The sequence below is a fragment of the Sphingomonas sp. genome (assembly GCF_048595155.1).
GTDB lineage: Bacteria > Pseudomonadota > Alphaproteobacteria > Sphingomonadales > Sphingomonadaceae > Sphingomonas_I.
Map to the genome: position 1 here is coordinate 1 of NZ_JBMDXN010000081.1, position 24,127 is coordinate 24,127.

The 24,127-nt window shown below is 66.5% G+C and carries 24 protein-coding genes, 1 tRNA gene and 1 pseudogene; 15 read left to right on the top strand and 11 right to left on the bottom strand.

Going from position 1 to position 24,127, the window contains the following annotated elements:
• A partial coding sequence (gene miaB, locus ACOJSI_RS12980) for a tRNA (N6-isopentenyl adenosine(37)-C2)-methylthiotransferase MiaB (RefSeq protein WP_420138716.1) occupies positions 1–1,284 on the bottom strand: 1,284 nt, incomplete at its 3' end.
• 561 nt (positions 1,285–1,845) lie between these two features.
• Here miaB and alr point away from each other — a divergent pair.
• Positions 1,846–2,883 carry an alanine racemase gene (gene alr / locus ACOJSI_RS12985; RefSeq protein WP_420138717.1) on the top strand — a complete coding sequence of 346 codons (1,038 nt, stop codon included), beginning with the start codon at positions 1,846–1,848 and terminating at the stop codon, positions 2,881–2,883.
• A gap of 9 nt (positions 2,884–2,892) precedes the next feature.
• On the top strand, positions 2,893–5,091 hold the full coding sequence (locus tag ACOJSI_RS12990) for a tetratricopeptide repeat protein (RefSeq protein WP_420138718.1): 2,199 nt from the start codon (positions 2,893–2,895) through the stop codon (positions 5,089–5,091).
• 7 nt (positions 5,092–5,098) lie between these two features.
• Here the strand turns inward: ACOJSI_RS12990 and ACOJSI_RS12995 are convergent, their stop codons facing one another.
• From ACOJSI_RS12995 to ACOJSI_RS13015, 5 genes are all read right to left on the bottom strand, one after another.
• The gene (locus ACOJSI_RS12995) at positions 5,099–5,821 is read right to left on the bottom strand and encodes an NAD-dependent deacylase (RefSeq protein WP_420138719.1); all 723 of its coding nucleotides are present in this window, start codon (positions 5,819–5,821) and stop codon (positions 5,099–5,101) included.
• Positions 5,818–6,027 (bottom strand): helix-turn-helix transcriptional regulator, encoded by a 210-nt coding sequence (locus ACOJSI_RS13000; RefSeq protein WP_420138720.1) that lies wholly within the window; start codon positions 6,025–6,027, stop codon positions 5,818–5,820. Before ACOJSI_RS13000 ends, ACOJSI_RS12995 begins: the two co-directional genes overlap by 4 nt.
• Positions 6,024–6,404 (bottom strand): hypothetical protein, encoded by a 381-nt coding sequence (locus ACOJSI_RS13005; RefSeq protein WP_420138721.1) that lies wholly within the window; start codon positions 6,402–6,404, stop codon positions 6,024–6,026. The genes ACOJSI_RS13000 and ACOJSI_RS13005 overlap by 4 nt, the downstream gene beginning before the upstream one ends.
• 147 nt (positions 6,405–6,551) lie before the next feature.
• Positions 6,552–7,382, bottom strand: a complete 831-nt coding sequence (locus ACOJSI_RS13010) for a hypothetical protein (RefSeq protein WP_420138722.1) — start codon at positions 7,380–7,382, stop codon at positions 6,552–6,554.
• Positions 7,383–7,489: 107 nt separating this feature from the next.
• Positions 7,490–8,638 carry an acyltransferase family protein gene (locus tag ACOJSI_RS13015; protein ID WP_420138723.1) on the bottom strand — a complete coding sequence of 383 codons (1,149 nt, stop codon included), beginning with the start codon at positions 8,636–8,638 and terminating at the stop codon, positions 7,490–7,492.
• Between the two features lie 99 nt (positions 8,639–8,737).
• Between ACOJSI_RS13015 and dapB the strand changes: the two genes are divergently transcribed.
• The 3 genes from dapB (at position 8,738) to ACOJSI_RS13030 (ending at position 10,443) form a co-directional block, all read left to right on the top strand.
• The gene (gene dapB, locus ACOJSI_RS13020; protein WP_420138724.1) at positions 8,738–9,496 is read left to right on the top strand and encodes a 4-hydroxy-tetrahydrodipicolinate reductase; all 759 of its coding nucleotides are present in this window, start codon (positions 8,738–8,740) and stop codon (positions 9,494–9,496) included.
• A 158-nt stretch (positions 9,497–9,654) separates the two neighbouring features.
• On the top strand, positions 9,655–10,320 hold the full coding sequence (nth, locus tag ACOJSI_RS13025) for an endonuclease III (protein WP_420138725.1): 666 nt from the start codon (positions 9,655–9,657) through the stop codon (positions 10,318–10,320).
• 46 nt (positions 10,321–10,366) lie between these two features.
• Positions 10,367–10,443 (top strand) — tRNA-Arg (locus tag ACOJSI_RS13030).
• A 102-nt stretch (positions 10,444–10,545) separates the two neighbouring features.
• Here ACOJSI_RS13030 and ACOJSI_RS13035 read toward each other — a convergent pair.
• Entirely contained in the window at positions 10,546–11,439 is an 894-nt protein-coding gene (locus ACOJSI_RS13035) for an AraC family transcriptional regulator N-terminal domain-containing protein (protein WP_420138726.1), read from the bottom strand.
• Between the two features lie 181 nt (positions 11,440–11,620).
• Between ACOJSI_RS13035 and ACOJSI_RS13040 the strand changes: the two genes are divergently transcribed.
• Positions 11,621–12,316, top strand: a complete 696-nt coding sequence (locus ACOJSI_RS13040) for a type 1 glutamine amidotransferase domain-containing protein (RefSeq protein WP_420138727.1) — start codon at positions 11,621–11,623, stop codon at positions 12,314–12,316.
• A gap of 115 nt (positions 12,317–12,431) precedes the next feature.
• Here the strand turns inward: ACOJSI_RS13040 and ACOJSI_RS13045 are convergent, their stop codons facing one another.
• Positions 12,432–12,824, bottom strand: coding sequence for a winged helix-turn-helix transcriptional regulator (locus tag ACOJSI_RS13045; protein ID WP_420138728.1), 393 nt, complete (start codon positions 12,822–12,824; stop codon positions 12,432–12,434).
• Positions 12,825–12,921: 97 nt separating this feature from the next.
• Between ACOJSI_RS13045 and ACOJSI_RS13050 the strand changes: the two genes are divergently transcribed.
• The 3 genes from ACOJSI_RS13050 (at position 12,922) to ACOJSI_RS13060 (ending at position 15,112) form a co-directional block, all read left to right on the top strand.
• Positions 12,922–13,647 carry an SDR family NAD(P)-dependent oxidoreductase gene (locus ACOJSI_RS13050; protein WP_420138729.1) on the top strand — a complete coding sequence of 242 codons (726 nt, stop codon included), beginning with the start codon at positions 12,922–12,924 and terminating at the stop codon, positions 13,645–13,647.
• Between the two features lie 139 nt (positions 13,648–13,786).
• On the top strand, positions 13,787–14,533 hold the full coding sequence (locus ACOJSI_RS13055; RefSeq protein ID WP_420138730.1) for a dienelactone hydrolase family protein: 747 nt from the start codon (positions 13,787–13,789) through the stop codon (positions 14,531–14,533).
• A 132-nt stretch (positions 14,534–14,665) separates the two neighbouring features.
• Positions 14,666–15,112 (top strand): hypothetical protein, encoded by a 447-nt coding sequence (locus ACOJSI_RS13060; RefSeq protein ID WP_420138731.1) that lies wholly within the window; start codon positions 14,666–14,668, stop codon positions 15,110–15,112.
• Between the two features lie 62 nt (positions 15,113–15,174).
• Here the strand turns inward: ACOJSI_RS13060 and ACOJSI_RS13065 are convergent, their stop codons facing one another.
• Both ACOJSI_RS13065 and ACOJSI_RS13070 read right to left on the bottom strand, forming a co-directional pair.
• A complete protein-coding gene (locus ACOJSI_RS13065) occupies positions 15,175–15,858 on the bottom strand; it encodes a hypothetical protein (RefSeq protein WP_420138732.1) in 684 nt (227 codons plus the stop codon).
• 62 nt (positions 15,859–15,920) lie between these two features.
• Positions 15,921–16,355, bottom strand: a complete 435-nt coding sequence (locus ACOJSI_RS13070; RefSeq protein ID WP_420138733.1) for a hypothetical protein — start codon at positions 16,353–16,355, stop codon at positions 15,921–15,923.
• Between the two features lie 216 nt (positions 16,356–16,571).
• Between ACOJSI_RS13070 and ACOJSI_RS13075 the strand changes: the two genes are divergently transcribed.
• The 6 genes from ACOJSI_RS13075 to ACOJSI_RS13100 all read left to right on the top strand — a co-directional run bounded on the left by ACOJSI_RS13075 (position 16,572) and on the right by ACOJSI_RS13100 (position 23,769).
• Positions 16,572–17,411, top strand: a complete 840-nt coding sequence (locus tag ACOJSI_RS13075; protein ID WP_420138734.1) for an SDR family NAD(P)-dependent oxidoreductase — start codon at positions 16,572–16,574, stop codon at positions 17,409–17,411.
• On the top strand, positions 17,411–18,910 hold the full coding sequence (locus ACOJSI_RS13080; protein WP_420138735.1) for a class I adenylate-forming enzyme family protein: 1,500 nt from the start codon (positions 17,411–17,413) through the stop codon (positions 18,908–18,910). The genes ACOJSI_RS13075 and ACOJSI_RS13080 overlap by 1 nt, the downstream gene beginning before the upstream one ends.
• Before the next feature lie 165 nt (positions 18,911–19,075).
• Entirely contained in the window at positions 19,076–19,702 is a 627-nt protein-coding gene (gene paoA, locus ACOJSI_RS13085) for an aldehyde dehydrogenase iron-sulfur subunit PaoA (RefSeq protein WP_420138736.1), read from the top strand.
• A complete protein-coding gene (locus tag ACOJSI_RS13090; protein ID WP_420138737.1) occupies positions 19,699–20,652 on the top strand; it encodes an FAD binding domain-containing protein in 954 nt (317 codons plus the stop codon). The genes paoA and ACOJSI_RS13090 overlap by 4 nt, the downstream gene beginning before the upstream one ends.
• The gene (gene paoC, locus ACOJSI_RS13095; RefSeq protein ID WP_420138738.1) at positions 20,649–22,871 is read left to right on the top strand and encodes an aldehyde oxidoreductase molybdenum-binding subunit PaoC; all 2,223 of its coding nucleotides are present in this window, start codon (positions 20,649–20,651) and stop codon (positions 22,869–22,871) included. Before ACOJSI_RS13090 ends, paoC begins: the two co-directional genes overlap by 4 nt.
• A gap of 214 nt (positions 22,872–23,085) precedes the next feature.
• Positions 23,086–23,769 carry a CDP-alcohol phosphatidyltransferase family protein gene (locus ACOJSI_RS13100; RefSeq protein ID WP_420138739.1) on the top strand — a complete coding sequence of 228 codons (684 nt, stop codon included), beginning with the start codon at positions 23,086–23,088 and terminating at the stop codon, positions 23,767–23,769.
• A gap of 53 nt (positions 23,770–23,822) precedes the next feature.
• Here ACOJSI_RS13100 and ACOJSI_RS13105 read toward each other — a convergent pair.
• Positions 23,823–24,127, bottom strand: a pseudogene (locus ACOJSI_RS13105) (gfo/Idh/MocA family oxidoreductase); the annotation flags it as partial.

Here is a 24,127-nt window from a genome sequence, read left to right on the forward strand (position 1 = left end):
GGTGATCTCCACCTCGACCAAGTCGCCGATCTCGCCGCCGTCGATCAGGACGGATTGCAGCCAGGGGGATTTGCCGAGCTTCTGGCCGGGGCGCTTGCCGGCGCGCTCGATCAGCACGTCGCAGGTGCGGCCGACGGTGGCCTGGTTGAAGGCGAGCTGTTGCGCGCCGAGCAGGGCCTGGAGGCGCTGGAGGCGTTCGTCCATGACATCCGGGGCGATCTGATCGGCCATGGTAGCGGCGGGGGTGCCGGCGCGGGGGCTGTATTTGAAGCTGTAGGCCATGGCGTGGCCGACGGCGCGGACGGCATCCAGCGTCGCTTCGAAATCGGCTTCACTCTCGCCGGGAAAGCCGACGATATAGTCGCCGGAGATGGCAATATCGGGCCGAACGGCGCGGACGCGATCGATCAGGCGGAGATAGGAGGCAACGTCGTGGGCGCGGTTCATCGCCTTCAGGATGCGATCGCTGCCGGACTGCACGGGCAGATGGAGGAAGGGCATCAGGCTTTCGACGTCGCCATGCGCGGCGATCAGGCCGTCGGCCATGTCGTTGGGGTGGCTGGTGGTGTAGCGGATGCGGGCGAGGCCGGGCAGCTTGTCGAGCGCGCGGATCAGGCCGTCGAGGCCCTGGGGGCGGCCGGCTTCGTCGGTGCCGGCCCAGGCATTGACGTTCTGGCCGAGCAGGGTGATCTCGCGGGCGCCGCCGTCGACGAGCGCGCGGGCCTCGTCCATCACCGCCGCCCAGGGGCGCGAGACCTCGGCGCCGCGCGTGTAGGGGACGACGCAATAGGTGCAGAATTTGTCGCAACCTTCCTGCACGGTGAGGAAGGCGGAGGGGGCGCCGGCGCGGCGGCCGGGCAGCGCATCGAATTTCGACACGGCCGGCATATCGGTATCGACGGCGGCGCGGCCGGCGGCGGCATCGGCGATGAGGCCGGGCAGGCGGTGATAGGCCTGGGGGCCGACGACCAGATCGACGGCGGGCGCGCGGCGCGGGATTTCGGCGCCTTCGGCCTGGGCGACGCAGCCGGCGACGGCGATCATCGGCTTGCCGGCGGGGCGTTTGGCGAGGCGGCCAATGTCCGAATAGACCTTTTCGGCGGCCTTTTCGCGGATGTGGCAGGTGTTGAGCAGGACGAGATCGGCCTCGTCGGCGCCGGCCTCCACCATGCCCTGCGCCTGCATCAATTCGGCCATGCGGGCGCCGTCATAGACGTTCATCTGGCAGCCGAAGGACTTGACGTGGAAGGATTTAGGCGCGGGGCGGGACATGGCGCGCGCCATAGCGGAATGGGGGCGGGGTGGGTACCATGATTTGGGGTGGCGTTTGCCGGGGGCTGGATTGGGTGGCTGGGGTGGGGCGTATGGCCGTATGGTTGAGGACGTGGCATCCTCCCCCTCCGACGCCTTTGGCGCCACCTCCCCCTGGCGGGGGAGGATTTTTGCGAGGATCCTCCCCCCGCAAGGGCGAGGTGGCAGGCGTAGCATGAGGGAGGGGGCGGATGCGGCGTGGCGGGGTGATTGCACCCGAGCCTTCGCCGTAGGGAGGCGGGGCCTGAAACTAGGAAGCGGCCCGGCCGTGAGGCCGAACCGCTTCCCGCCACCCTGTCAGTGACGGCATCCTCTCCACCGTGCAGGTTATGTTTTCTGTGGCCCTGCCGACCGTTTCCGCTGCCGTTGCGGATCGGACTTGCCTCCTAGGAGCGCTGTAACATTGCGGCAATAGCGTGGCAGAGACTATCGGAAAATAAGGCGCACCATTGCAAATGAGCAACAATCGTGCTCGCAAGCGCAGCATGTGTGAGTGGGTGACGCGGGCGCGGCGGGGCGCTAAGCGCACGACCTATGACCGCTTCCGCGCCGCTTCGCCTGATCCTAGACGGCTCCGCTTTGGTTGCCAACTGGCGGTGGCTGGCGGCGCGCAGCGGGGCGGCGGCGTGCGGCGCGGCGATCAAGGCCAATGGCTATGGGCTGGGCGCGCGCGACGTGGCGGCGCGGCTGGCGGGCGCGGGGTGCCGCGACTTCTTCGTGGCGACTTGGGGCGAGGCGGCGGCGCTGGGAGCGCTGCCCGATGGCGCCGCCGTGTCGGTGCTGCATGGGGTGCGGGCGGAGGATATGGCGGCGGCGGCGACCTTGCCCGCGCGCCCGGTGCTCAACAGCGTCGAACAGGTGCGGCGCTGGCGGGAGGCGGGCGGCGGGGTTTGCGACGTCATGGTCGATACGGGGATGAACCGGCTGGGGCTGACGATCGAGGAGGCGACCGGCGGCGCGCTGGAGGGGCTGACGATCGACACGCTGATGAGCCATCTCGCTTGCGCCGAGGAGGTGGACCATGCGCTGAATGCGCGGCAGCTGGCGGCGTTTGCGGCGGTGCGGGGGCAGGTGCCGGCGCGGCGCTATAGCCTGGCCAATTCGGCCGGCATCCTGCTGGGAGAGGCCTATCGTTTCGATCTGACGCGGCCGGGGGTGGCGCTGTATGGCGGGCAGCCGACGGCGGAGGCGGCCGCGATCCAGCCGGTCGCGGCGATCGAGGCGCAGATCTTGCAGGTGCGCGATGTCGCGGCGGGCGAGAGCGTCGGCTATGGCGCCTGCTGGCGAACGCTGACCGATGCGCGGGTCGCGATCCTGAACCTGGGCTATGCCGACGGCTATCGGCGCGCGCTGGCGGCGGGATCGTGGGCGGAGGCGGGCGGTGTGCGCTGCCCGCTGATCGGCCGGGTGTCGATGGACCTGATCGCAATCGAGGTGACGGCGGCGGCGGTCCGCGAGGGCGATTGGGTGACCCTGCCGCTGGATCTGCCCGCGCTCTCCGCCCGATCGGGCCAGTCCCAATATGAGATCTTGACCGGGCTGCAGGATCGGTTCGAGCGGCATTGGCGGTAGACGGGCCGCATGCGCTCCGATCCCGTCCGCACCGCCATCGCGCAGGGCACGCAATTCCACCAGGCGGGGCGGCTCGCGGAAGCGCGCCACTGCTATGAGCGCGCGCTGCAGATCGACCCGCGCCAGCCCGACGCCATCAATCTGCTCGGCATGATCGACTATGCGGCGGGCGACCATGCGCGGGCGATCGGGCGGATCCGCGCGGCGATCGCGATCAATCCGCGCGTGCCGGGGTTCCATACCAATCTGGGTACGGTGCTGCAGGCCGGCGGCGACCCCAAAGCGGCGGAGGCGGCGTTTCGCGCGGCGCTGGCGCTGAAGCCGGACCATCTCGCCGCTTTGTATAACCTGGGCGTGGTGCTGCAGGCACTGGGCGACATCGAGGCGGCGGCCGCGACCTATCAGGCGGCGTTGCGGCTCGACCCGCGGCTTGGCGAGGTGTGGAACAATCTCGGCACGTGCCAGGTGCGGATGGGGCAGACGAAGGCCGCGCTGGAGAGCTTCGCCCGCGCTATCCAGAGCAACCCGCACTCCGCTGCCGCGCACATCAACGCGGCGGGCCTGCTGCTCACGACCGGCGCGCTGGACGAGGCGGAGCGAATCGCGCGGCAGGTGATCGCCCGCGATCCGCGCCAGGCGGAGGCGCACTATCATCTCGGGCTGGTGATGATGAAGCGCGATCGCTTCGGCGATGCGGCGGCGGCGTTCCGGGCGGCGCTCGCGGTAAAAGCGGATTATCCCGATGCGGCGCTGCAACTGGGCCTCGCCTTGTTCGAGCTGGGGGAGCGGGATGCGGCGATCGCCTGTTATCGCGCGCTGATCGCGCGTGCGCCGGACCATGCGGCGGCGCGGCTGGCGCTGCTGGTGGCGACCGTCCCGATGATGACGGGATCCGCGGCGGAGAGCCAGCAGGTGGCGCAGCATTTCATGGCGGCGACGGCGGACCTGGACGACTGGGCCGGGACCCACCCCGGGCGGCTGGCGGCCGCGATCGGCACGGTGCAGCCGTTCCTGCTGGCCTATCGCCCCGCCGACCTGACGCAAGCGCTGGCCCGCTTCGGGCGGCTGATCAGCCGGGAGGCGTCGTCGCAGCCGCGGCCGCCGCGGGCGGATCGCGTCGTGCAGGGCCGGGCGCGCGTGCGGCTGGGCATCGTGAGCGGGCATGTGCGATCGCACCCGGTCTGGCAGATCATCCTGCGCGGCATGATCGCGGCGCTGGACCGCGAACGGTTCGACCTGCGTTTGTACGAGACCGGACCGTTGCGCGATGCCGAGACGGAGTGGGCCGAGCGGCAGGTGGATCATGTCCAGCGGCCGTTACGTTCCGCCGAAGCCTGGGCGGAGCATATACGCCAGGACGCGCCGGACATGCTCTTCTATCCCGAAGTCGGGATGGACCCGGTGGCCGGGGCGCTGGCGCCGCTGCGGCTGGCGCCGCTGCAAATGGCGAGCTGGGGCCATCCGGTCTCGACCGGCCTGCCGACGATCGACCTGTATCTTTCGGGCGATGCGATCGAGCCGGCCGACGCCGATGCGCATTATAGCGAACAGTTGATCCGGCTGCCGGGAACGGGTGTCTTGACCCGGTTCGAGGGAGGGCCGCCGGAGGCCTGGCGTGGCCCGGCGCGGGAGGCGAACGCGGTCCGGTTCGCTTTGTGCCAGCAGCCGATGAAGTTCGATCCGGCCGACGACGCGCTGTATGCGCGGATCGCCCAGGAGATTGGCGAGGCGCAATTCTGGATCGTGCGGTCGCGCAAATATCCCTGGGCGAGCGAACGGCTGATCCAGCGGCTGGCCGCGACCTTCGTCGCGCATGGGCTCGATCCGACGCGGCATCTGCGATCGACCGACTGGATGGGGCCGGCGGCCTTTTCGGGCTTCCTGGACGCGATGGATGTCATGCTCGATTGTCCGGCCTTCTCCGGCTACACGACCGCCTGGCAGGCGATCCATCGCGGGACGCCGATCGTCACGCTGGAAGGGCGTTTCCTGCGGCAGCGGCTCGCGGCCGGATTATTGCGGCAGATTGGGTGGACCGACGGTATCGCAGGGGATGCGGACCAATATGTCGCGATGGCGGTGGAGCAGGGCGTGCGTAGTCGCACCGGAGTCGATGACGTGCGCCGCCGGCTGGCGGGATCGGCCGCTCGCGCCGATGATAATGTGGAGGCGATCCGGGCGATGGAACGGGTCCTTCTCGCCGGGTGAGGGCGGCTCAGGTCCGCCCGTGGCCGCTGGCCGAGAGGATGCGGTCCACCCATGCCGGAACCGTATGCGTGGCGGGGCCATGTTCGGCGTCGTCGAACAGGCTCGACCCCGCCGAAGGCTCCAGATTGAGTTCCAGCGTTTCAGCGCCGGCCGCGCGCGCGATGCGGACGAAGCCGGCGGCAGGGTAAACCGCGCCGGAGGTGCCGATCGAGACGAACAGATCCGCCTGCATCAAGGCGTCCTCAATCTCCTCCATCCGATAGGGAATTTCACCGAAGAAGACGATGTCGGGGCGGAGGGCGGCGGTGTGGCCGCAGGCGGCGCAGGCGGGATCGTCCAGCATGCTGCCGGCGAAGGCGGCGCGCGCGCCGCAGCTCTGGCAGAGCGACGACAGCAACTCGCCATGGATGTGGATCAGCCGGCGGGCGCCGGCGCGTTCGTGCAGATCATCGACATTCTGGGTGACGATCAGCAAGTTGCCCGGCCACTCGCGATCAAGCCGGGCCAGCGCGTCATGCGCCGCATTGGGCTGGACCTGGGCGAGCGCGGCCCGGCGCGCGTCATAGAAGCGCAGCACCATATTCCGATCGCGGGCCAGCGCCGCGGGCGTGCAGACATCCTCGACGCGATGCCCCTCCCACAGGCCGTCCGGCCCGCGAAAGGTGGCGAGCCCGCTTTCGGCGGAGATGCCCGCGCCAGTAAGGATAACGATATTGGCGGTTTTTGTCATGATCGCGGGGGCCCAGGTTCGTGTTGGAAGATGTCCTCGATCCTGAGTTCGAACAAGGCGGCAATCGCAAAGGCGAGCGGCAGGCTGGGGTCGTAGCGCCCATTCTCGATCGCGTTGACCGTCTGGCGCGATACCGACAGCGCGTCGCCGAGCGCGCTTTGGCTCCAGCCGCGCGCGAGCCGCAATTCCTTCAGGCGGTTGTTCATCGGTAGCGACGGGAGGCGACGGCGACGCCTAGTCCCCAGAGCGCGCCCATGATCGGCCAGACCGCAAAGGCGCGCAGGTGCGGTGCGCCGCCGCCTTCGGCAAAGCCCCATCCGAACGTGATCAGCGCGGTGCCGATGAACGATAGGGAGATAGCGTGGAACTGGATCCGGCGTTGCAGCTCGTCCATCCGCCAGAGGTGACGCAATATGACCCAAGCCGCGACCAGCACGCCGATCATCGGCACGAGGTTCAGGAGCAGCTTGACCGGCCCGTGCGGATCGGTGGCGCGTTCCACCATGTTTGCGCCGACCAGCAGCAATCCATAAAGCGCCATCGCGGCGAATAGCTCGACCACATATTGTTTTGGTTTGAGCATGGCATCCTCCTGTAAAGGACCTTTTACAGGGCGGGCCGGCCTTGTCAAGGAAGCTTTCCATTGAGAGTGGCGCCGCGGACGGGGCGCACCGGCGTGAGGACAGCGCGCGGTCGCTAACCCAGTGCGGGGAAGGGGCGGCCTGGGAGGTCAGGGTGATGGGTGCCGGCGCACTTCGCTTGTGATCTCGCCCAATTTGGAGGCGGCATCGGTGGTGGCCGGCCCCCGATACAGCGTTGCCAGATAGGCGGCGTCGAACGCCGTCAAGCCCTCGGGCAGATTCGGCCGGCCGGCGAAGAGCGACAGGATCGTATCGCCCGGGCCAGCATAATCATTGGTGCGGGCGAGCGCGCGCATGACGACATAATCGGCGAGCTGGCGCGGCGTCTTGCCGATCACCGCGTCGCTGGGCAGAACGACCACCGCGCGATCGATATCGTTGCGGGCAGCGAGGCCGAGGCCGGTCGAACCGGGGATCTTCATCGACGCAACTCCCGCGAAAAAGCCAGTCATCCGGGCTTCGCGACGCTGGTCGCCATCGCGGCTGCGTTCGGTCGTGATGAACCGCACCAACGCAGGGCCTTCCTTGCTGTCGCGCGCATCCAGCATGTGGCGCGCCTTCTGGAAGCCTGCACTTGCCGGATCGCCGACGAAGATGTGCACGTTGGGGCTGCAGCCGTTGCCGGCCAGGGGGACATGCGCAGCCTGCGCGTCATCGACCATGCGGTTGGCCATTTCGACCGCGAAATCGTGCGGCAGCCCGGCGACGCTGAAGCAGACCGGCATGTTGAACCGGGCAAGCGCACGATAGCTGGACGGATAGGGCGATATCGCCCGCACCCAATCCTGCGCGCGGTCGCCAGCAGCCGGGCGCCTGCCTTCGACGATGATCGAGTCTCCCGCTGAGGAAGGTACCTGCGCGGAAGCGTTCCGGCCCGCCAGCAAGGCCGCCAGAAGCGCAGCGACCGTGCCCGTTCTCATGCGGTTTGACATCGGCAATGTCCCTTCGCGGCAAGCTTATATTAGCCCCACTGGTTACGAAACCTCCGTTACCGCCATTCTTGCGGCAGCTAGCCTTGGCCGGGCGATCACAGCCGGAAGTGAATGGCCCGGCGGTGGAGCGGCCAGAGCAGTCCGGTGATGAGGATCAAGATCGCGATCGCGCAGGCGAGCGAGGCCAGCTTCGGATCGGGGATGATTGCGTGCGCCAGGGCCATGCCCCACGCCTGCGGCGTCTGCGTGCCGCCCCGGAAGATCTCGTAGGAACTAAAGATGCCGAGCAGGATCGACAGCACGAAGGCGAGGGTTGCATTGCCCCCCAACACGCGCAGCGGATAAGCGGCAATGCGTGCGGTGTGGCTGCGCAGCACGAGGGCGAGCAGGGCGAATAGGATCATGCTGACGCCGCTGCTGAGCAGAGCGAAGCTGCTGGTCCAGATCCGCTTGTTGATCGGGAAGAGCGGATCGAGCGCAAGGCCGCCGAGGACGAGCAGAGCGCCCGCGACCCCCAGGACCAGCATGCCGCGCGGGGTGGGCGCCTGCTTCCAGGCCCATCCGGCCAGCACCCCGATCAGGACGTTGACGGTCGCGGGCAAAGTCGAGAGCAGCCCCTCCGGATCATAGACGACATCGCCGTTCGCATTGGTGCCGAGCGACCAGAGATGCGCGGTGGTGAACAGGCTGCGGTCGATGAAGGCCGTGAGATTGCCTTCAGGGTCCAGCCGACCCGGACCGAAGCCGGGCACGGGCACGAACGTCAGCAGAGCCCAATAGCTCACTAGCAGCAGGATGATCGCAGCGCCGATCGCGGCGAGGTTGATCGTCGCCAGGCCGTCCCCGCGCCGTCGGGCGGTGGCAAGGACCAAGCCGGCGCCGATCGCATAGCAGAGCGCGATCCGCTGCAGGATCCCGGGCAGGCGCCATTCGGTAAGGCTCAAACTGCCGAGCAGATTGAGGGCAAGGCCGAGCGCGATCAAGGCCAGCGTCCGGCGCAACAGGCGCGACCAACTGCGCGCACGATCGGCATCGGAGAGCGCGCGGGGAAAAGATAGGCCCACCGCCGTCCCTACCGAAAACAGGAAGGTGGGGAAAACCATGTCGGTGGCGGTGAAGCCATTCCACGCGGCGTGATCGAGCTGCTCGTAGAGAAAGGACCAGGATCCGGGACTGGTGGACAGGATCATGCCCGCCACAGCGAGCCCGCGCAGCGCATCCAGCGCGATCACCCTTTTTGTCATGCTCATCCCCTCCGGGGCGACGCTATCCAGACGTGCGGCCGCTGGCAACCGACGCCCCAGCCCCTCGCCAAGGCGAACCCCGTGTGCCAGATGGCGCGCATGAACGTCAGGATCGGCATCATCGGAGCCTCCGGCCGCATGGGCCGCGCCATCGCCAACGCCGCGGCAGCGCAGGATGCGGTGATTGCGGGCGGGATCGACCGCGAGGGCGCAGTGGAAGGGCAGCATGACGATGCGGCCGCCTTGGCCGCGGCGGCAGACGTCCTCGTCGACTTTTCCTCGCCGGAGGCGCTGGCCGGAACGCTGGCGGCGGCGCGCGCGGCGGGGACGCCGATCGTGATCGGAACGACCGGCCTGCAATCCGAGCATCATGCGGCGATCGATGCGGCGGCCGAAGAGATCGCGATCCTGCAGACCGCCAACACCTCGCTCGGCATGAATGTGCTGCGGCGGTTGGTGGAGCAGGCCGCGCGCGTGCTGGGCACGGACTGGGACATCGAGATTGTCGAGATGCACCATCGCCACAAGCTCGATACGCCGTCGGGTTCGGCGCTATTGCTGGGGGCGTCGGCCAATATCGGTCGCGGTGCCGCAAGCCCGATCGCGCTCAATCGCTTCGATCGGATGCAGGAGGGGCCGCACGCCCGGGAAGAGGGCGGCATCTATTATGCCAGCCTGCGGGGCGGATCGGTGGCGGGTGACCATCAGGTGGTATTCGCAACTGACGGCGAGCGGATCGAACTGGGCCATCGTGCCGAAAATCGCAGCATCTTCGCCAAGGGGGCGATCCGGGCGGCGCTGTGGCTCGCGGGCAAGCCGGCGGGCCGGTATACGATGGCCGACATGCTGGGCTTTTAGGGGCGGTTGATTCCATTCACCCGTTCGCGCCGAACAGTCATCGAGCGTGTCGAGATGACGTGTCGAGATGGGCTGGTTTTGAGAATGTCTCGATGCGCGTTCTCGACAGGCTCGAACGCTACTCGACACGAACGGATTCCGGTGAGCACAAGACACCCATGAAACGCGACGACGTCTTCGAATTTTATCGCCGGCTGGCGGAACTCGATCCGTCACCGGAGACGGAGCTGCAATATGTGAACCCCTATACGCTGCTGGTGGCGGTCGCCCTGTCCGCGCAGGCGACCGACGTCAGCGTCAACAAGGCAACGCGGCGCCTGTTCGAGACGGTGACCACGCCGGAGGCGATGGTCGCGCTCGGGGAGGAGGGGCTGAAAGAGCATATCAAGACGATCGGCCTGTTCAACATGAAGGCCAAGAATGTCATCGCGCTGTCGCAGAAGCTGATCGCCGAGCATGGTGGCGAGGTGCCGGAAGACCGCGCGGCGCTGGAAGCGTTGCCCGGCGTCGGCCGCAAGACCGCCAATGTCGTGCTGAACGTCGCCTTCGGGCATGATACGATCGCCGTAGACACCCACATCTTTCGCGTTTCGAACCGCACCGGCCTTGCCTCCGGCAAGGACGTGCTGGCGGTGGAGCTGAAGCTGGAGAAGGTGACGCCGCAGCCGTTTCGCAGCCATGCCCATCATTGGCTGATCCTGCACGGCCGCTATGTCTGCAAGGCACGCAAGCCGGAATGCTGGCGCTGCGTGGAGGTGGATCTGTGCGCCTATCGCCCGAAAACGCCGGCACCGAAAACAAGCGCGGTAAAATCGCAGGCATGATTTGCCGGAGCGCGCGGGCTTTGCTAAGCGCCCTCCCAACGCACCGGCACCCGTAGCTCAGCTGGATAGAGCGCTGCCCTCCGAAGGCAGAGGCCAGGGGTTCGAATCCCTTCGGGTGCGCCATTGCCAAAGATCGCGGAAGTCGCAGCTGGATGCGTTCGTTCTGGCGCCGGCCGAACGTGACGGCTCGAGGTGGAGAGTGCGCGTGCACGCACCGAACACGTGTCAAACGACCATGTAAACCCGCCGTCGTGCCGCTTTGGTTTCCTGTACCGGTGGCAGGCCGAACAGGCGTCGATATTCCCGCGTGAACTGCTGTACGCTCTCATAGCCGACCGCATAGGCGGCGTGGCTGGGTGGGGTGCCGTCGGCGAGCATGATCCGTCGCGCTTCGATGAGGCGCAATTGCTTCTGGAATTGCAGCGGTGACAGCGACGTGATGCTGCGGAAATGATGGTGGAAGGTGGAGGGGCTCATCCCCGCGATGGCGGCGAGCTGCTTGACCCGCAGCGGTGCCGCGAAACCAGCGCGAATGGCTGCCACCGCCCGGCCGATGCGGCGCGCATGGCTGTCGGGAAAGCCCAGGTGGCGGATGGCCGGGCCGTGCCGGCCCGCGAGCAGCCAATAATGCATCTCGCGGATCAAGGATTCCTTGAGAACGGGGATCGATGCCGGACGATCGAGCAACCGCACCAAGCGCAGCGCCGTATCCGCGACCTCGACATCGGTGGGCTGCAGGGTCAGCGGCATCGCCTCTTCCAAGGGCGCGACCTTCATTTCCGCGGACAGATCGGCGATCAGCGCTGGATCGAGATCGAGCGCGAACGATAAATAGGGGGCAACCCGGCTCGCTTTGCTGATCTGGCTGACAGTCGGCACGTCGGCGGTGATCAGCATCGAATCGCCCGCTTGGAAAGAGAGGGTGCGGCCGCCTATCGTCACGTCTTTCGTGCCCTGCAGCACGAGGCAAATCAGCGCATGCTGGATGCCATATTGAAGCTCGCCCGTAGTCGTCGTGCGGACCAGGTTCAGCCCGGCAATCTTCGCCGGTGCGGTGCCCGCCGGATCGTCATGCGCCTCCGTATAGCGCTGGACGGCGTCGAGGAGCGTTCGGGTCATGACGGCATGCTAAACGTCATGACGAGCCGGGGGAAGCTGGTTCGGAGGAATAGGCAAAGCATCCCCAGCTTCGGGCAACACGCCTCCGTGATCGCCGTCTAGGTACCAGGCCGGTCGGGCGAGACGGCAACGCTTCCTCGCGACCGTATCCAATGGGCGACGCCCTTGAAGGAGATGCCACATGAGCAAGATACTGATCGTTCTTTCGGCCGCGAACATTTGGACGCGCGCGGACGGCTCCACATATGAGAGCGGCGTTTGGGCCGAGGAGTTCGTCGTCATGGACGAAAAGTTCGTCGCGGCCGGCTGCAGCGTCGATATCGCCACGCCGGGCGGGGTTGCCCCGACGATCGATCCGCACAGCATGAATCCAGCCGTTGTCGGGCAGGACAATGTCGATCATTTCAGGCGATATCTCGATGCCGTTGCCGATCGGTTGGCATCGCCCTTGGTGCTCGCCGATATCAAGGCCTCCGACTATGACGCGATCGTCATTCCAGGCGGCCATGGCCCGGTTGAGGATCTCTACAAGGACGATGACATGGGCCGCATCCTGATCGAGGCGGATCGCGCCGGTCGGATCATCGCGCCTGTGTGCCACGGCCAGGCCGCACTGCTCGCCGCGAAAACCGAGACGGGCGGATGGCTGTTCGCGGGCCGCCGGATGACCTCCTTCAGCGACGAGGAGGAAGTGGAGCTGGGCACCGCCGACAATGCGCCGTGGCTGCTGGCCGAGACACTGCGCACATCGGGCGCCGCCTATGAGAAAGGCCCCAACTGGGCTGCCTATGTCGTGCGCGACGGCAACCTGCTGAGCGGTCAGAATCCCGCGTCCAGCGCGCCACTGGCCGACGCGGTGCTGAAGGCGCTCGCGTAAGGAGCCGGGCAGGCCGGCGTCTTCACGAGGCCGGCCCATGGTGCGTCAGGATGTGCGGAACCGGCGACGATGGCATCTCGGCACGTCTGGTCGATGTTGTGCGCCTGGCAGGGCCTTATACCTCTGCCTCCAAGCGGCCATCGCCTCTTGCTGCATCATAGGCCATTTGCGCCGTTGCGAGCGCGCCGCCGTTGGCACGCGACCAATCGTAAAGCGCGGCGAACGGCTCCCGGAGCGAAGCCCCTAGCCCTGTGATGGCATATTCCACACCGATCGGCTGCGTCGGCAAGACCGTCCGGCTGATCAAGCCGTTACGTTCCAGCCGCTTCAACGCATCCGACAGCGCCTTGTGAGTGATGCCTTTGAGCCGACGTTTGAGATCGTTGAACCGCGCCGGTTGCGTGCACAGAACGGTGAGGATCAGCACGGCCCACTTATTGGCGATTTGTTCGAGGATGGGTCGCGTCGCGTTCACATCGAGCGGGAGTTCGATTGGGTCCGCCGTCATGGGTATACGTCTTCCTATCTAGGCAATGCCAGGTGCGTTCTTGCACCTAGATATAGGATGTATACCTACCGCGTCATCAGAATGACGTGAGGAAAATATGGGTAGGCTTTCACACAAGATCGCGGTTGTGATTGGCGGGTTTGACGGGATTGGCGGGGCGATTGCGGAGCGCTTTGCCGCGGAAGGCGCCACGGTTTACGCAACCAGCCGGCGCGCAGAGGAAGGCGAGGCGGCTTTCGGCGCGGGAGTCCTGCGTTCGCGCCGTGTCGACGCCGCCGATGCCGCGGCGCTCACGGCCTTTTTCCAAGCGGTGCGGAGCGAGTCCGGGCGGGTCGATGTCCTGGCGGTGAGTGCGGGTATCTCCGAGTTCGCAACCCTGGACGGCGTCAGCGAGGATCATTTCGATAGGGCATTCGGCCTTAACGTGCGCGCGCTGCTGTTCGCCACCAAGGCTGCGACCGCGATCATGCCGGATGGCGGATCGGTGGTGCTGGTGGGATCGATCGCGGACGAGGTCGGCACGAAGGGATATGGCGTCTATGGTGCGACCAAGGCGGCGGTGCGTTCGTTCGCGCGCACCTGGGCCAACGAACTGGCGCCCCGCAACATTCGCGTGAATGTCGTGGCGCCGGGGCCGACCGACACCGCGATGTTCGCAGCCGCATCGGACGACGTGCGCGAGACGCTGACGAAGCTGATCCCGCTCGGCCGCCTGGCGCGGGCGAGTGAGGTTGCGTCGACCGCGCTCTTCTTCGCCAGCGAGGAGAGCAGCTTCACCACGGGGGCCGAACTGGCGGTCGATGGCGGCATGGCGCAGGTCTGAAGCGCCTAGGTCGAAGGAGGCGGGCGTTTCACGGCAGAACAAGATCGGGTGGCAGACGACCGGCCCGGAAAGCTCTTCCGGTTTGCTCCGGTGTGGCTATGGCCATCCCGCACAGGGTTGGACCGTTTGAGGTGAGCCGATGATCTTGCGGAGTGACGAGACCCAGGACGTGGAGGTGCCCGGAGCCGGCGCCATGCGGATGCACCTGTTTCGGCCGGCGGGGGAGGGGCGTTTCCCGGGCGTGCTGCTCTTTTCGGAAATCTATCAGGTGACCGCGCCGATCCGGCGGCTGGCGGCGATGATTGCGGGCAACGGCTATGTCGTCGCCGTGCCGGAAGTCTATCACGACTATGAGCCAGCCGGCGCGGTCCTGAACTATGATGCGGCGGGAACGGACCGGGGCAATGCGCTGAAGATCACCAAGCCGGTCGCCGCCTATGACGCGGATGCCAAGGCAGGCCTGAGCGCGCTGGCGGCGCACCCGGCCTGCAACGGCAAGCTGGCGACGTTCGGCGTGTGTCTGGGCGGGCATCTGGCCTATCGCGCCGCGCTCGATCCGCGTGTCTCGGCGGCGGCCTGCTTCTATCCGACCGACATTCATTCCGGCACGCTGGGGGAAGGGCGGTCTGACGACAGTCTCGCGCGCATGGCCGAGCTCAAGGCGGACGCCATGTTCGTGTGGGGGCGGCAGGATCCGCATGTTCCTTATGCGGGGCGCGAGGTCATCCGGGCACGGCTGGAAGAGGTGGGCGCATCCTACGAATGGCATGAGGTGAACGCGCAGCATGCCTTTCTGCGGGATGAGGGCCCGCGTTATGATCCGGCGCTGTTCCTGGAGGCGATGCTGCTGACGTTCGCTTTCTATCGGCGTGCGCTCGCCTCATGACGGTGCGCCCGATATGTCGGGCGAACCATGCCTGTCAGTCCCGATCATCATTGGGATCGGGTTGCTGAACCTTCCCGCTGCCTGGCGCGGCGAATTTGAACGTCGGCAACCGATGTGGGATGGGCTCTCGTCATGATCGAGCATGAACTGATCGGGCGGCACATATCCGAATTTTCCGAAATCTTAGGCTATTCTCTGGCTGCGCCCGGGCAAGTCGCCGAAGACGATCCGGAATATGGGATGGACATGTCGATCGAGCAGCCCGATCGAGGTCTTGGTCTGGCGGTCGACAGTGCAGGGATCTGCACCGCCGTCTACTTCTATGGCGCCGGTCGTGAGGCGGGCTATCAGCAATATGCCGGCTCCCTGCCGGAGGGATTGTCGTTCGCCAGCACCCGCGCCGAGGTTCGGGCCGCCCTGGGTGAGCCGGTCGCGCACCGCGACACGGGCGGATTTCTTCCGCCGCTGCGCCATTATCCGTGGGACTGGTTCGTCTATGACGGCATCAAGCTGCACTTCGAATATGATGACAGCCTGAGCCGCGTTCAGCTTGTTACCGCCATGCCGCTGCCGGATTGACGCCCCGCTTCTCTCACCGTGCGACGAAGGATGGCGTATCCCGCGCGGCCGGGACGATCGCCTCAGCCTTCTGAGATGTAGAACCAATGGGCCGACAAGCGCCGGCTGGTTATCAGGCGTAGCGATTGCGGGGCCGATCCGTTCGGGCTGTACAGGAAGGAATTCACCCACGGTGTCCCGCCGACAGCGCGCTCGCTCAGTCCGATTTCGCCAGTCGGGTTGCGATAATATCCACCGAGCGAAAGCCGCGCGAGAGAGTTGCCGAGCGCCTGGTAGGTGGCCAGGGGAACGCCCAGCTGGCGCAACAGGTCGCGCTCATAAAAACGGGGTTGCGATGCGTGCGGGTTGGCGTGTTCGCGATCGGCGGAGATCAGTTTACCATTGAGGAAGCAATAATCCTTGCCATCGCCCAGCTCCAGATCGGAGATGGCGGGCACGGCCTGGATCTGCGTGACAAGAGTGTCGAGCCGCGACCGGTTCAGCCAGAAGAAGCCGGGCACGGTTGCGAAAGCGGCATAGAAGACCAGCCCGGCGATCAGCGTGCAAAGCAGAGCGGCGCGCAACCTTAGCGGCAGCCCATGGCGGAGCAGGACGAGCAGCACGATCATCGCCGCAGCCGTCCCCGCCGGCGCATACGCAGCCAAGCCCCAGATCAGCGACACAAATGCCATGACGGCCCCGATCGAGGCAAGGAACCGGCGATCGCCCGCTGCCGTCCATGCGGATAACGGCGCGCGACGCGTCATATTTGGGTGAAAGACCCTGCTCTGTACCAGTGGGTCAGCATCTTCACCGCCGGACGGCGCGCTCAATAATAGATGTCGACATAGTCGGTGAGGCCGTCGCACTGTTCCATTTGCTGCAGCCGCCAATAGCGGCGCTTGCCGGTGACGCGGAATTCGTAATCGCCGTCGCGCAGGCAGTGACGGCCCTTGTCGGGCGCGTCGCTGATCTCGATCTTGCCCCGGAAGGTGAACCGCCGCGCGTCGATCTGAACCACGTCGCCGTCCAAGGTCACGAGCCCGCCCTTGTCCGGATCGCGTTGCTCCCCCTTCAGATGAACCAAGCCGTTCTTCGTATGGACCCGGACATGGCCGCGCGTGTCGCCGGCTTCGAAGCTGATCCATTGCAGGGTGATGCCGCTATTGTGCTGGAGTCGGCGCAGGGCGGCCGCATCCTTGACGATCGTACGCTCCGGCGGGGTCGCGGCCGGCAGCGGCAGGGCGATGAGCAGCATCGTCATACCAGCAGCAAAAAACCGCATGCCTCTATCCTCCAGTCGTTGCTATTCCGCTGCGGCTGTCCCTACCCGCAAGTCACGCCGATTTAAAAGCCCGCTCTGTCGCCGACAATCGGGCCACCCATTTGCGAGACAAGGGTGGACAGTTCGGCCGCCGCCGGGAAATCAAAGCTGCGTGCCATCGCTTTACTTCGTACGCAGAAACAGCAAGCTCTCGGGATGATGGCGTCGACCCTGCTCGAGCGAGTGCTTTTTCCTCACCAGAAGGTGTCGGCACAGGCGCTGCGCAAGGTCGTGGCAGGACGCACGATCCTGATCACCGGCGCAAGCTTCGGGATCGGCGAGCAGGTCGCCAGACGGTTGGCGCATGCCGGGGCGCGGCTGCTGCTGGTGGCGCGTACGGCGTCGCGGCTCGAGGCACTGGCCGCCGACATCGCGGCGGCCGGCGGCAGCGCCTCCTGCCATCCGTGCGATCTCAACGATATGGCTGCGGTGGAGAGGCTGGCGGCGATATTGCCCGCGCTGCGGCCGGACATCGTCATCAGCAATGCGGGCAAATCGATCCGCCGGCCGGCAATCGAAGCGCTGGATCGCTTCCACGACATCAGCCGCACCAACATGATCAACTTCCTCAGTCCCTGCCGCCTGATCCTGGCCGCGCTTCCGGCCATGCTGGAGCGGGGCGGGCAGATCGTCAGCGTCTCGGCGGCCAACGTCCTGTTGCCGCCTGCACCCTTTTGGGCCGCCTATCAGGCGTCGAAAACCGGTTTCGATCAGTGGCTGCGCAGTGCCGCGCCGGAGCTGCGCGCGCGGGGCGTGGCGGTAACCTCGATCTACCTGCCGCTGGTTCGCACGCGCATGATCGCGCCGACGGCGTCTTATGACGATGTGCCGGCGATGCAGCCGGATCAGGCGGCGGCACGGATCGTCGCCAGCCTGATCACGCGGCGTCGGCATTGGGCGCCCTGGTGGTTAGGCCCTGGCCACGTCCTGGCTCCGGCGCTGCGCACACCCTGGGATGCCTGGACGGATTGGCAACAGCGCCGGGCGCTGCGCTGATGGCGAGGGGGGCTGACCCGAGGTGGATCATCAGCCGCCTGTTCAACAGCGGCCTGATCCGGCCCGGTACCTTGCTCGCGCTGGCGCGCGCCTGGCGCGCGTCCGGTGCCAATCTTGTCGCGCTGGCGCGATTTGGCGCATCGACCGCGCAGCCGCCGCCAATGCTGATCGACGAGCAGGGCAGCGTCTCCCTTGCCGGTCTCGCCGAGGAGGCGGAGCGTCTGGCCGCGATCCTTTGGCACGCGCATCAGGTCGCGCCGGGCGAGCCGATCGGGATATTGGGCGAGAATAGCGTCGCGCTGGTGCGGGCGCTGCTGGCCGCATCGCGCCTCGGCGCACGCGCCATTCTGCTCAACCCGCATTTGCCCGCGGCGCAGCTCGCGCAATTGCTGGATCGACACGGCATCCGCGTGATCTTGGCTGCGCATTATACGGGGGGGCTGGCGGAGTTCGGTCGGACCGTCTGCGATCCCGATGCGCTCCGGACGTCACATAGCGGGCCGCAGCCCCCTTTGCCGCGGATGCGGGCGGGCGAGATCGTGGTTCTGACCGGAGGCACGACCGGATTGCCCAAGGCGGCGCGCCGCAAGGCAGGCGCAACGTCGGTCCTGCGCCTCTTCCTCCATCTCATCGCGGCGCTTCAGCTGGAGCGTCGGCGTTCCGTCTTCGTCGCCGTGCCGCTGTTCCACGGCTTTGGCCTGGCGGCATTGATCATGGCGCTTGCGCTGGGGCGAACCGCTTATCTGCGGCGCCGCTTCGATGCGCCGGCTGTGGCGGCGCTGATCGAGAGCGAGGCGATCGATACGGTCGCGGTCGTGCCGACGATGCTGCAGCGGCTATTGCCGCATCTGGGCCAACGCCGGACATTGCGCTGTATCGTCTCTGGGGGCGCGCCCCTCGCGCCGCAACTGGCGGGCCAGGTCCGCGCGCAATATGGCGACGTGCTGTTCAATCTGTACGGCACAAGCGAGGCAGGGCTTTCCCTTCTGGCGACACCGGGCGACCTCGCCATCGCGCCCGGCACGATCGGCCGCCCGGTGTGGGGAGCGGCGGTCGCGATCCGGGATGCCGCCGACGGGATCGGCGCGCTGTTCATCCGTAATCGTGCATCGGTTTCGCCGGGCGAATGGCTGGGCTCGGGCGATCTGGCCAGCCGCGACAGTGCCGGCCGCCTGTTTCTCCACGGGCGCGTCGATGACATGATCCTTTCGGGCGGTGAGAATGTGAGCCCGTGGGAGGTGGAATCCATCTTGCTCACCCATCCCGATATCGCCGACGTCGCTGCAGTGGGCGTGCCCGATCCGGATTATGGGCAACGACTGGCGGTTGCGGTCGTCGCCCGGGAGGGCTGCCGAGTGGAGGCTGCCGGCCTGCAAGATTGGCTGCGGCCGCGGATCGCCCGGCATCAGGTTCCGCGACATATCGCGGTGATGCCGGCGCTGCCCTTGACGGCGATCGGCAAAGTCGATCGCAAGGCTTTGGGGGCGCAATTCTCGTGACAGGCGCAAAGATCGACGGAAATATCTGAATTCGGCCCTATTATTTGCTAGAGGCGCGCGGACCGCGTGGTTAAGACGCCATAGACGATCGTGCGCGCATGTTCGCGGGGGCGATATCGCACAAGGCGGGAAAGGGGCCGGCCGGCATGAAGGGAAGCGGTGATCATGAGCTCTGATCTGGAGATTTCGCGCCGCGGCATGTTGGCGGCCGGCGCGGCTACGGCGGCGCTGACGGTGACACCGCAGGTGCAGGCGCAGCCCCGGATGCAGCCGGCGCCGGCGACGATGCCGGTCAGCCTGACCGTGAATGGCAAGCGCCACGATCTGCAACTGGATACGCGTACCACCCTGCTGGACACGCTGCGCGAGCATCTGCAGCTGACCGGCACCAAGAAGGGCTGCGATCATGGCCAGTGTGGCGCCTGCACGGTGATCGTCAACGGCACGCGCATCAATTCGTGCCTGAGCCTGGCGGTGCAGCATCAGGGCGACAAGGTCACCACGATCGAGGGGCTGGGCACGCCGGGCGACCTGCATGCGATGCAGGCGGCGTTCGTGAAGCATGACGGCTATCAGTGCGGCTATTGCACGCCGGGCCAGATCTGCTCGGCGGTTGCCGTGCTCGATGAGATCAAGGCGGGCGTCCCGAGCCATGTGCAGGCGGATATCACCGCCGCGCCCCAGGCCACCAACATCGAAATGCGCGAGCGGGTGAGCGGCAATATCTGCCGCTGCGGGGCCTATTCCAACATCGCCGAGGCGATGGCCGACGTCGCGGGGAGCCGGGCATGAAACCCTTCACCTATGAGCGCGCCAAGACGCCGGCCGAAGCCGCTGCCGCGGTGGCCCGTCAGCCCGGCGCCAAATTCCTGGCCGGCGGCACCAACCTGCTCGACCTGATGAAGCTGGAGATCGAGACACCGCCCCATCTGGTCGACGTACAGGACCTCAAGCTCGACCGGATCGAGAAAACGCCCGAGGGCGGGCTGCGGATCGGCGCGCTGGTCAGCAATACGGCGCTTGCCGCCGATGCGCGTGTGCGCCGCGATTATGGGGTACTGACGCGGGCGATCGTCGCCGGCGCGTCCGGCCAGCTCCGCAACAAGGCGAGCACGGCGGGCAATCTGCTGCAGCGGACGCGCTGCCCGTATTTCTACGACACCAACATGCCGTGCAACAAGCGCAAGCCAGGATCGGGCTGCGCGGCGATTGGCGGCTATTCCCGGCAGCTCGGTATCATCGGGACCAGCGACAAATGCATCGCCACTTATCCAGGTGACATGGCGGTCGCGCTGCGGGTGCTGGATGCCACGGTTGAAACGGTCAATCCGCAAGGGCAGGCGCGGGCCGTGCCGTTCGGCGACTTCCATCGCTTGTGGGGCGATACTCCGCATATCGAGACGGTGTTGCAGCCGGGAGAGTTGATCACCGGCGTCACCTTGCCGAAGCCGCTGGGCGGCACGCACATTTACCGCAAGGTGCGCGACCGTGCGTCTTATGCCTTTGCGCTCGTGTCAGTCGCGGCGGTGGTGCAGCCTGACGGCACCGGCCGGTTTGCGGTCGGCGGCATCGCGCCGAAACCCTGGCGCGTGGCAGCGGCGGACCAGGCCTGGTCGCAAGGCGCCAAGGCGGCGACGGCGTCGCTGCTCGCGGGCGCCCGGCCGACGGAGGATAATCGGTTCAAGGTCACGCTGGTCGAGCGAACGATCGCCCATGTCATGAACGAAGCGAGGATCGCATGAAGTTCGACAAGCCCGCGGGCAACAATCCGATCGATCAGCTGAAGGTCGTCGGTCGCCCGCATGATCGGGTCGACGGGCCGCGCAAGGTCACGGGATCGGCGCCTTATGCCTATGAGCGTCACGATGTCGCGCCCAATGCGGCCTATGGCTTCATGGTCGGTAGCGCGGTCGCAACGGGGCGGGTCAACCGCGTCGACGTGGCGCAAGCCAAGGCGGCTCCCGGCGTTCTGGCCGTCGTGACGACGCTGGACGTGCCTGAGCCGATAAAGGGCGACATGAACACCGCCAAGCTGTTCGGCGGTGCTGAGATCGAACATTATCATCAGGCGGTCGCGGTCGTCGTGGCAGAGACGTTCGAGCAGGCGCGCGCGGCGGCATATCTGGTGCAGGTCGATTATGCGCGTGCGTCCGGCAAATATAATCTGGCCAAGGAAGCACCGAACGCGCCCTTGCAGGGCGGCGGCAGTGGCGAGGGCAGCGGCGCCCCCAAGGTGGACGAGGTCGGCAATTTCGCCCGTGCCTTCGCCGCCGCGCCGGTGAAGATCGACCGGGTCTATACGACGCCGGATGAGAGCCATGCGATGATGGAGCCGCATGCCACGATCGCGGCGTGGCAGGGCGACACGCTCACCATCTGGACGTCGAACCAGATGATCGCCTGGAACAAGCGGGAGCTGGCGAAGGCCCTGAAGCTCGATCCGGCCAATGTCCGCGTGGATTCACCGTTCGTCGGCGGCGGTTTCGGGTCCAAGCTGTTCCTGCGCGCAGATGCGGTTCTGGCGGCCCTTGGGTCCAAGGCGTGCGGCCGTCCGGTCAAGCTCGCGCTGGCGCGTCCGCAGATCGCGAACAACACCACGCATCGTCCGGCCACGATCCAGCATGTGCGGCTGGCGGCCGGGCGGGACGGTCGGCTCACCGCGATCGCGCACGAAAGCACGTCCGGCAATCTGCCGAAGGGCGATCCCGAGACCGCGGTCTCGCAGACGAAGCTTCTCTATGCCGGCGCCAATCGGTTGACCTCGATGCGTCTGGCCGAACTGCATCTGCCGGAGGGCAATGCCATGCGTGCGCCGGGCGAAGCGCCCGGGCTGATGGTACTGGAAATGGCGATGGACGAGATGGCCGAGGCCCTCGCCATGGACCCGATCGAATTTCGCATCGTCAACGATACGCAGGTCGATCCGGAAAAGCCGGAGCGGCGTTATTCGCAACGGCGCCTGATCGAGTGCCTACGAACGGGTGCGGATCGGTTCGGCTGGTCACGGCGCAACCCCAAGCCGGGGCAGGTGCGTGACGGATCCTGGCTGATCGGCATGGGTGTGGCGGCCGGCTTCCGGAACAATATCACGATGAAGTCGGGTGCCCGCGTGCGGCTGGGTGCGAAGGGGGTCGTGACGGTCGAAACCGACATGACCGACATCGGCACCGGATCCTACACCGTCATCGCGCAGACAACCGCGGAGATGATGGGCGTCGACATCGACAAGGTCGTGGTGCGCCTGGGTGATTCCAGCTTCCCTGTCTCGTCCGGCTCGGGCGGGCAGTGGGGCGGGAACAGCTCTACCGCGGGCGTCTATGCAGCCTGCGTTCGTCTGCGCGAACAGGTGGCGCAGCGGTTGGGCTTCAATTCGACCGACGTCGATTTTGCCGACGGCAAGGTCAGCAGCGGCGGCCGCACGATCGCGCTGGCCGATGCGGCCCGGGACGGCGAGATCGTTGCGGAAGACAGTATCGAATTCGACCGGGCCTTCTCGAAATCCTATCAGCAGTCCACCTTCGCCGCGCATTTCGTTGAAGTCGCCGTGGATGCTTATACCGGCGAGACGCGCATTCGCCGGATGCTCGCCGTGTGCGACGCCGGCCGCATCCTGAACCCGAAGACGGCGCGCAGCCAGGTGATCGGCGCGATGACCAGGGGCGCGGGCGCCGCCTTGATGGAGGAGCTGGCGGTGGACACCCGCTTCGGCTTCTTCGTCAATCACGATCTTGCAGGCTATGAGGTGCCCGTGCACGCCGACATCCCGCACCAGGAGGTCATCTTCCTGGATGGCGCGGACGACAAGAGCTCACCGATGAAGGCCAAGGGCGTGGGGGAGCTCGGCATCTGCGGCGTCGGCGCGGCAATTGCGAATGCGGTCTACAATGCCACCGGCGTGCGGGTGCGCGACTATCCCATCACGCTCGACAAGCATCTGGCCAAGCTGCCGCAGATGGTGTGACGGACCAGCCGCCGGGCAAGGCGGCTGTTTAGAGATCCGGTCGTTCGGCTCAGCCGGATTTGCGGGGTTGAGGTCGCAATCGCAACGCATCGCTTGCCGCTCAGGAGCGATTGGCGCCCGCCATCGTTACGCCACAGAGCCCATGAAGGGCGCGCGTGTGCGCAAGGGGCGGGGATCGGTGCCTGATAAAAGGTGCGTCAGTCGGGACAAGACCATGAACGAGAACAGCCCGCCGCAGCCGAACTCGGTAGAGCGCGTGCAGAGGAATATGCTGGCGGCGCTGGAGCGGCGCCTGCTCAATTTCCTCTGCCGCCAACTGCCGCCGTGGGTCACGCCAGATACCCTGACGGGCTTCGGCATGGCCGGATCCCTTGCGATCTTTGCCGGCTATGTCGGGAGCAACGTTTCGCCCGCGTGGCTATGGCTGACGCTGGCCGGGTTCGTGATTCAGTGGTTTGGGGATTCGCTGGACGGGAGCCTCGCACGATATCGGCATATCGAACGGCCCTCTTACGGCTATTTCGTCGATCATAGCTGCGATGGCCTGACGACGCTGCTGATCCTCGGCGGGATGGGGCTTAGCCCGTATGTGCGGCTGGATGTCGCGCTGATTGCCCTGGCAGGCTATCTTCTGCTCTCGGTCCACGCCTTTCTGTATGCGCGCGTCGGCGGACAGTTGAAGCTCACCTTCCTTGCGGCCGGTCCGACGGAGTTGCGCTTCGTGCTAATCGGCCTGACGGCGGCGATGATGCTGCTCGGCGCCAGTCCCGGTCTCTTCGGAAAAGTGTCCGGCTTCGACCTGTTCGTCGGCACCATCGGCAGCATCCTGATCCTGTTGTTCGTGGTGCACACGATGGGGACCGCCCGGGACCTCGCAAAGGTCGATCGGCGTCCTTAGACAGCATAGCCGGCGGTGACGGGTGCCGCCGGCCCTGCTTCGACGCGGCGGCGTCAGGCGACGATGTCGACCACCGCTGCCGGATCAACCGCGCGCTTATAGCCCCAGTCGGTCCGGATGGGCGCGCCGCCCTTGGCAACGGAGTCGAGGATCGCCTGGATCAGGCGGACGTCCTGCAGGCCTTCCTCACCGGGCGAGACCATCGGCGCCTTGCCGCGCACGACATCGGCCATCCAGTCCATTTCCCGCGCGAACTGGTCGATTTCGGTGATCTCCACCGTCTTGCCATTGGGCGCGCCGAAAGTGAGGCGATTGCCGCCATAGAGGCAGCCCGGATCGGCAACCACCAGCAGGATGA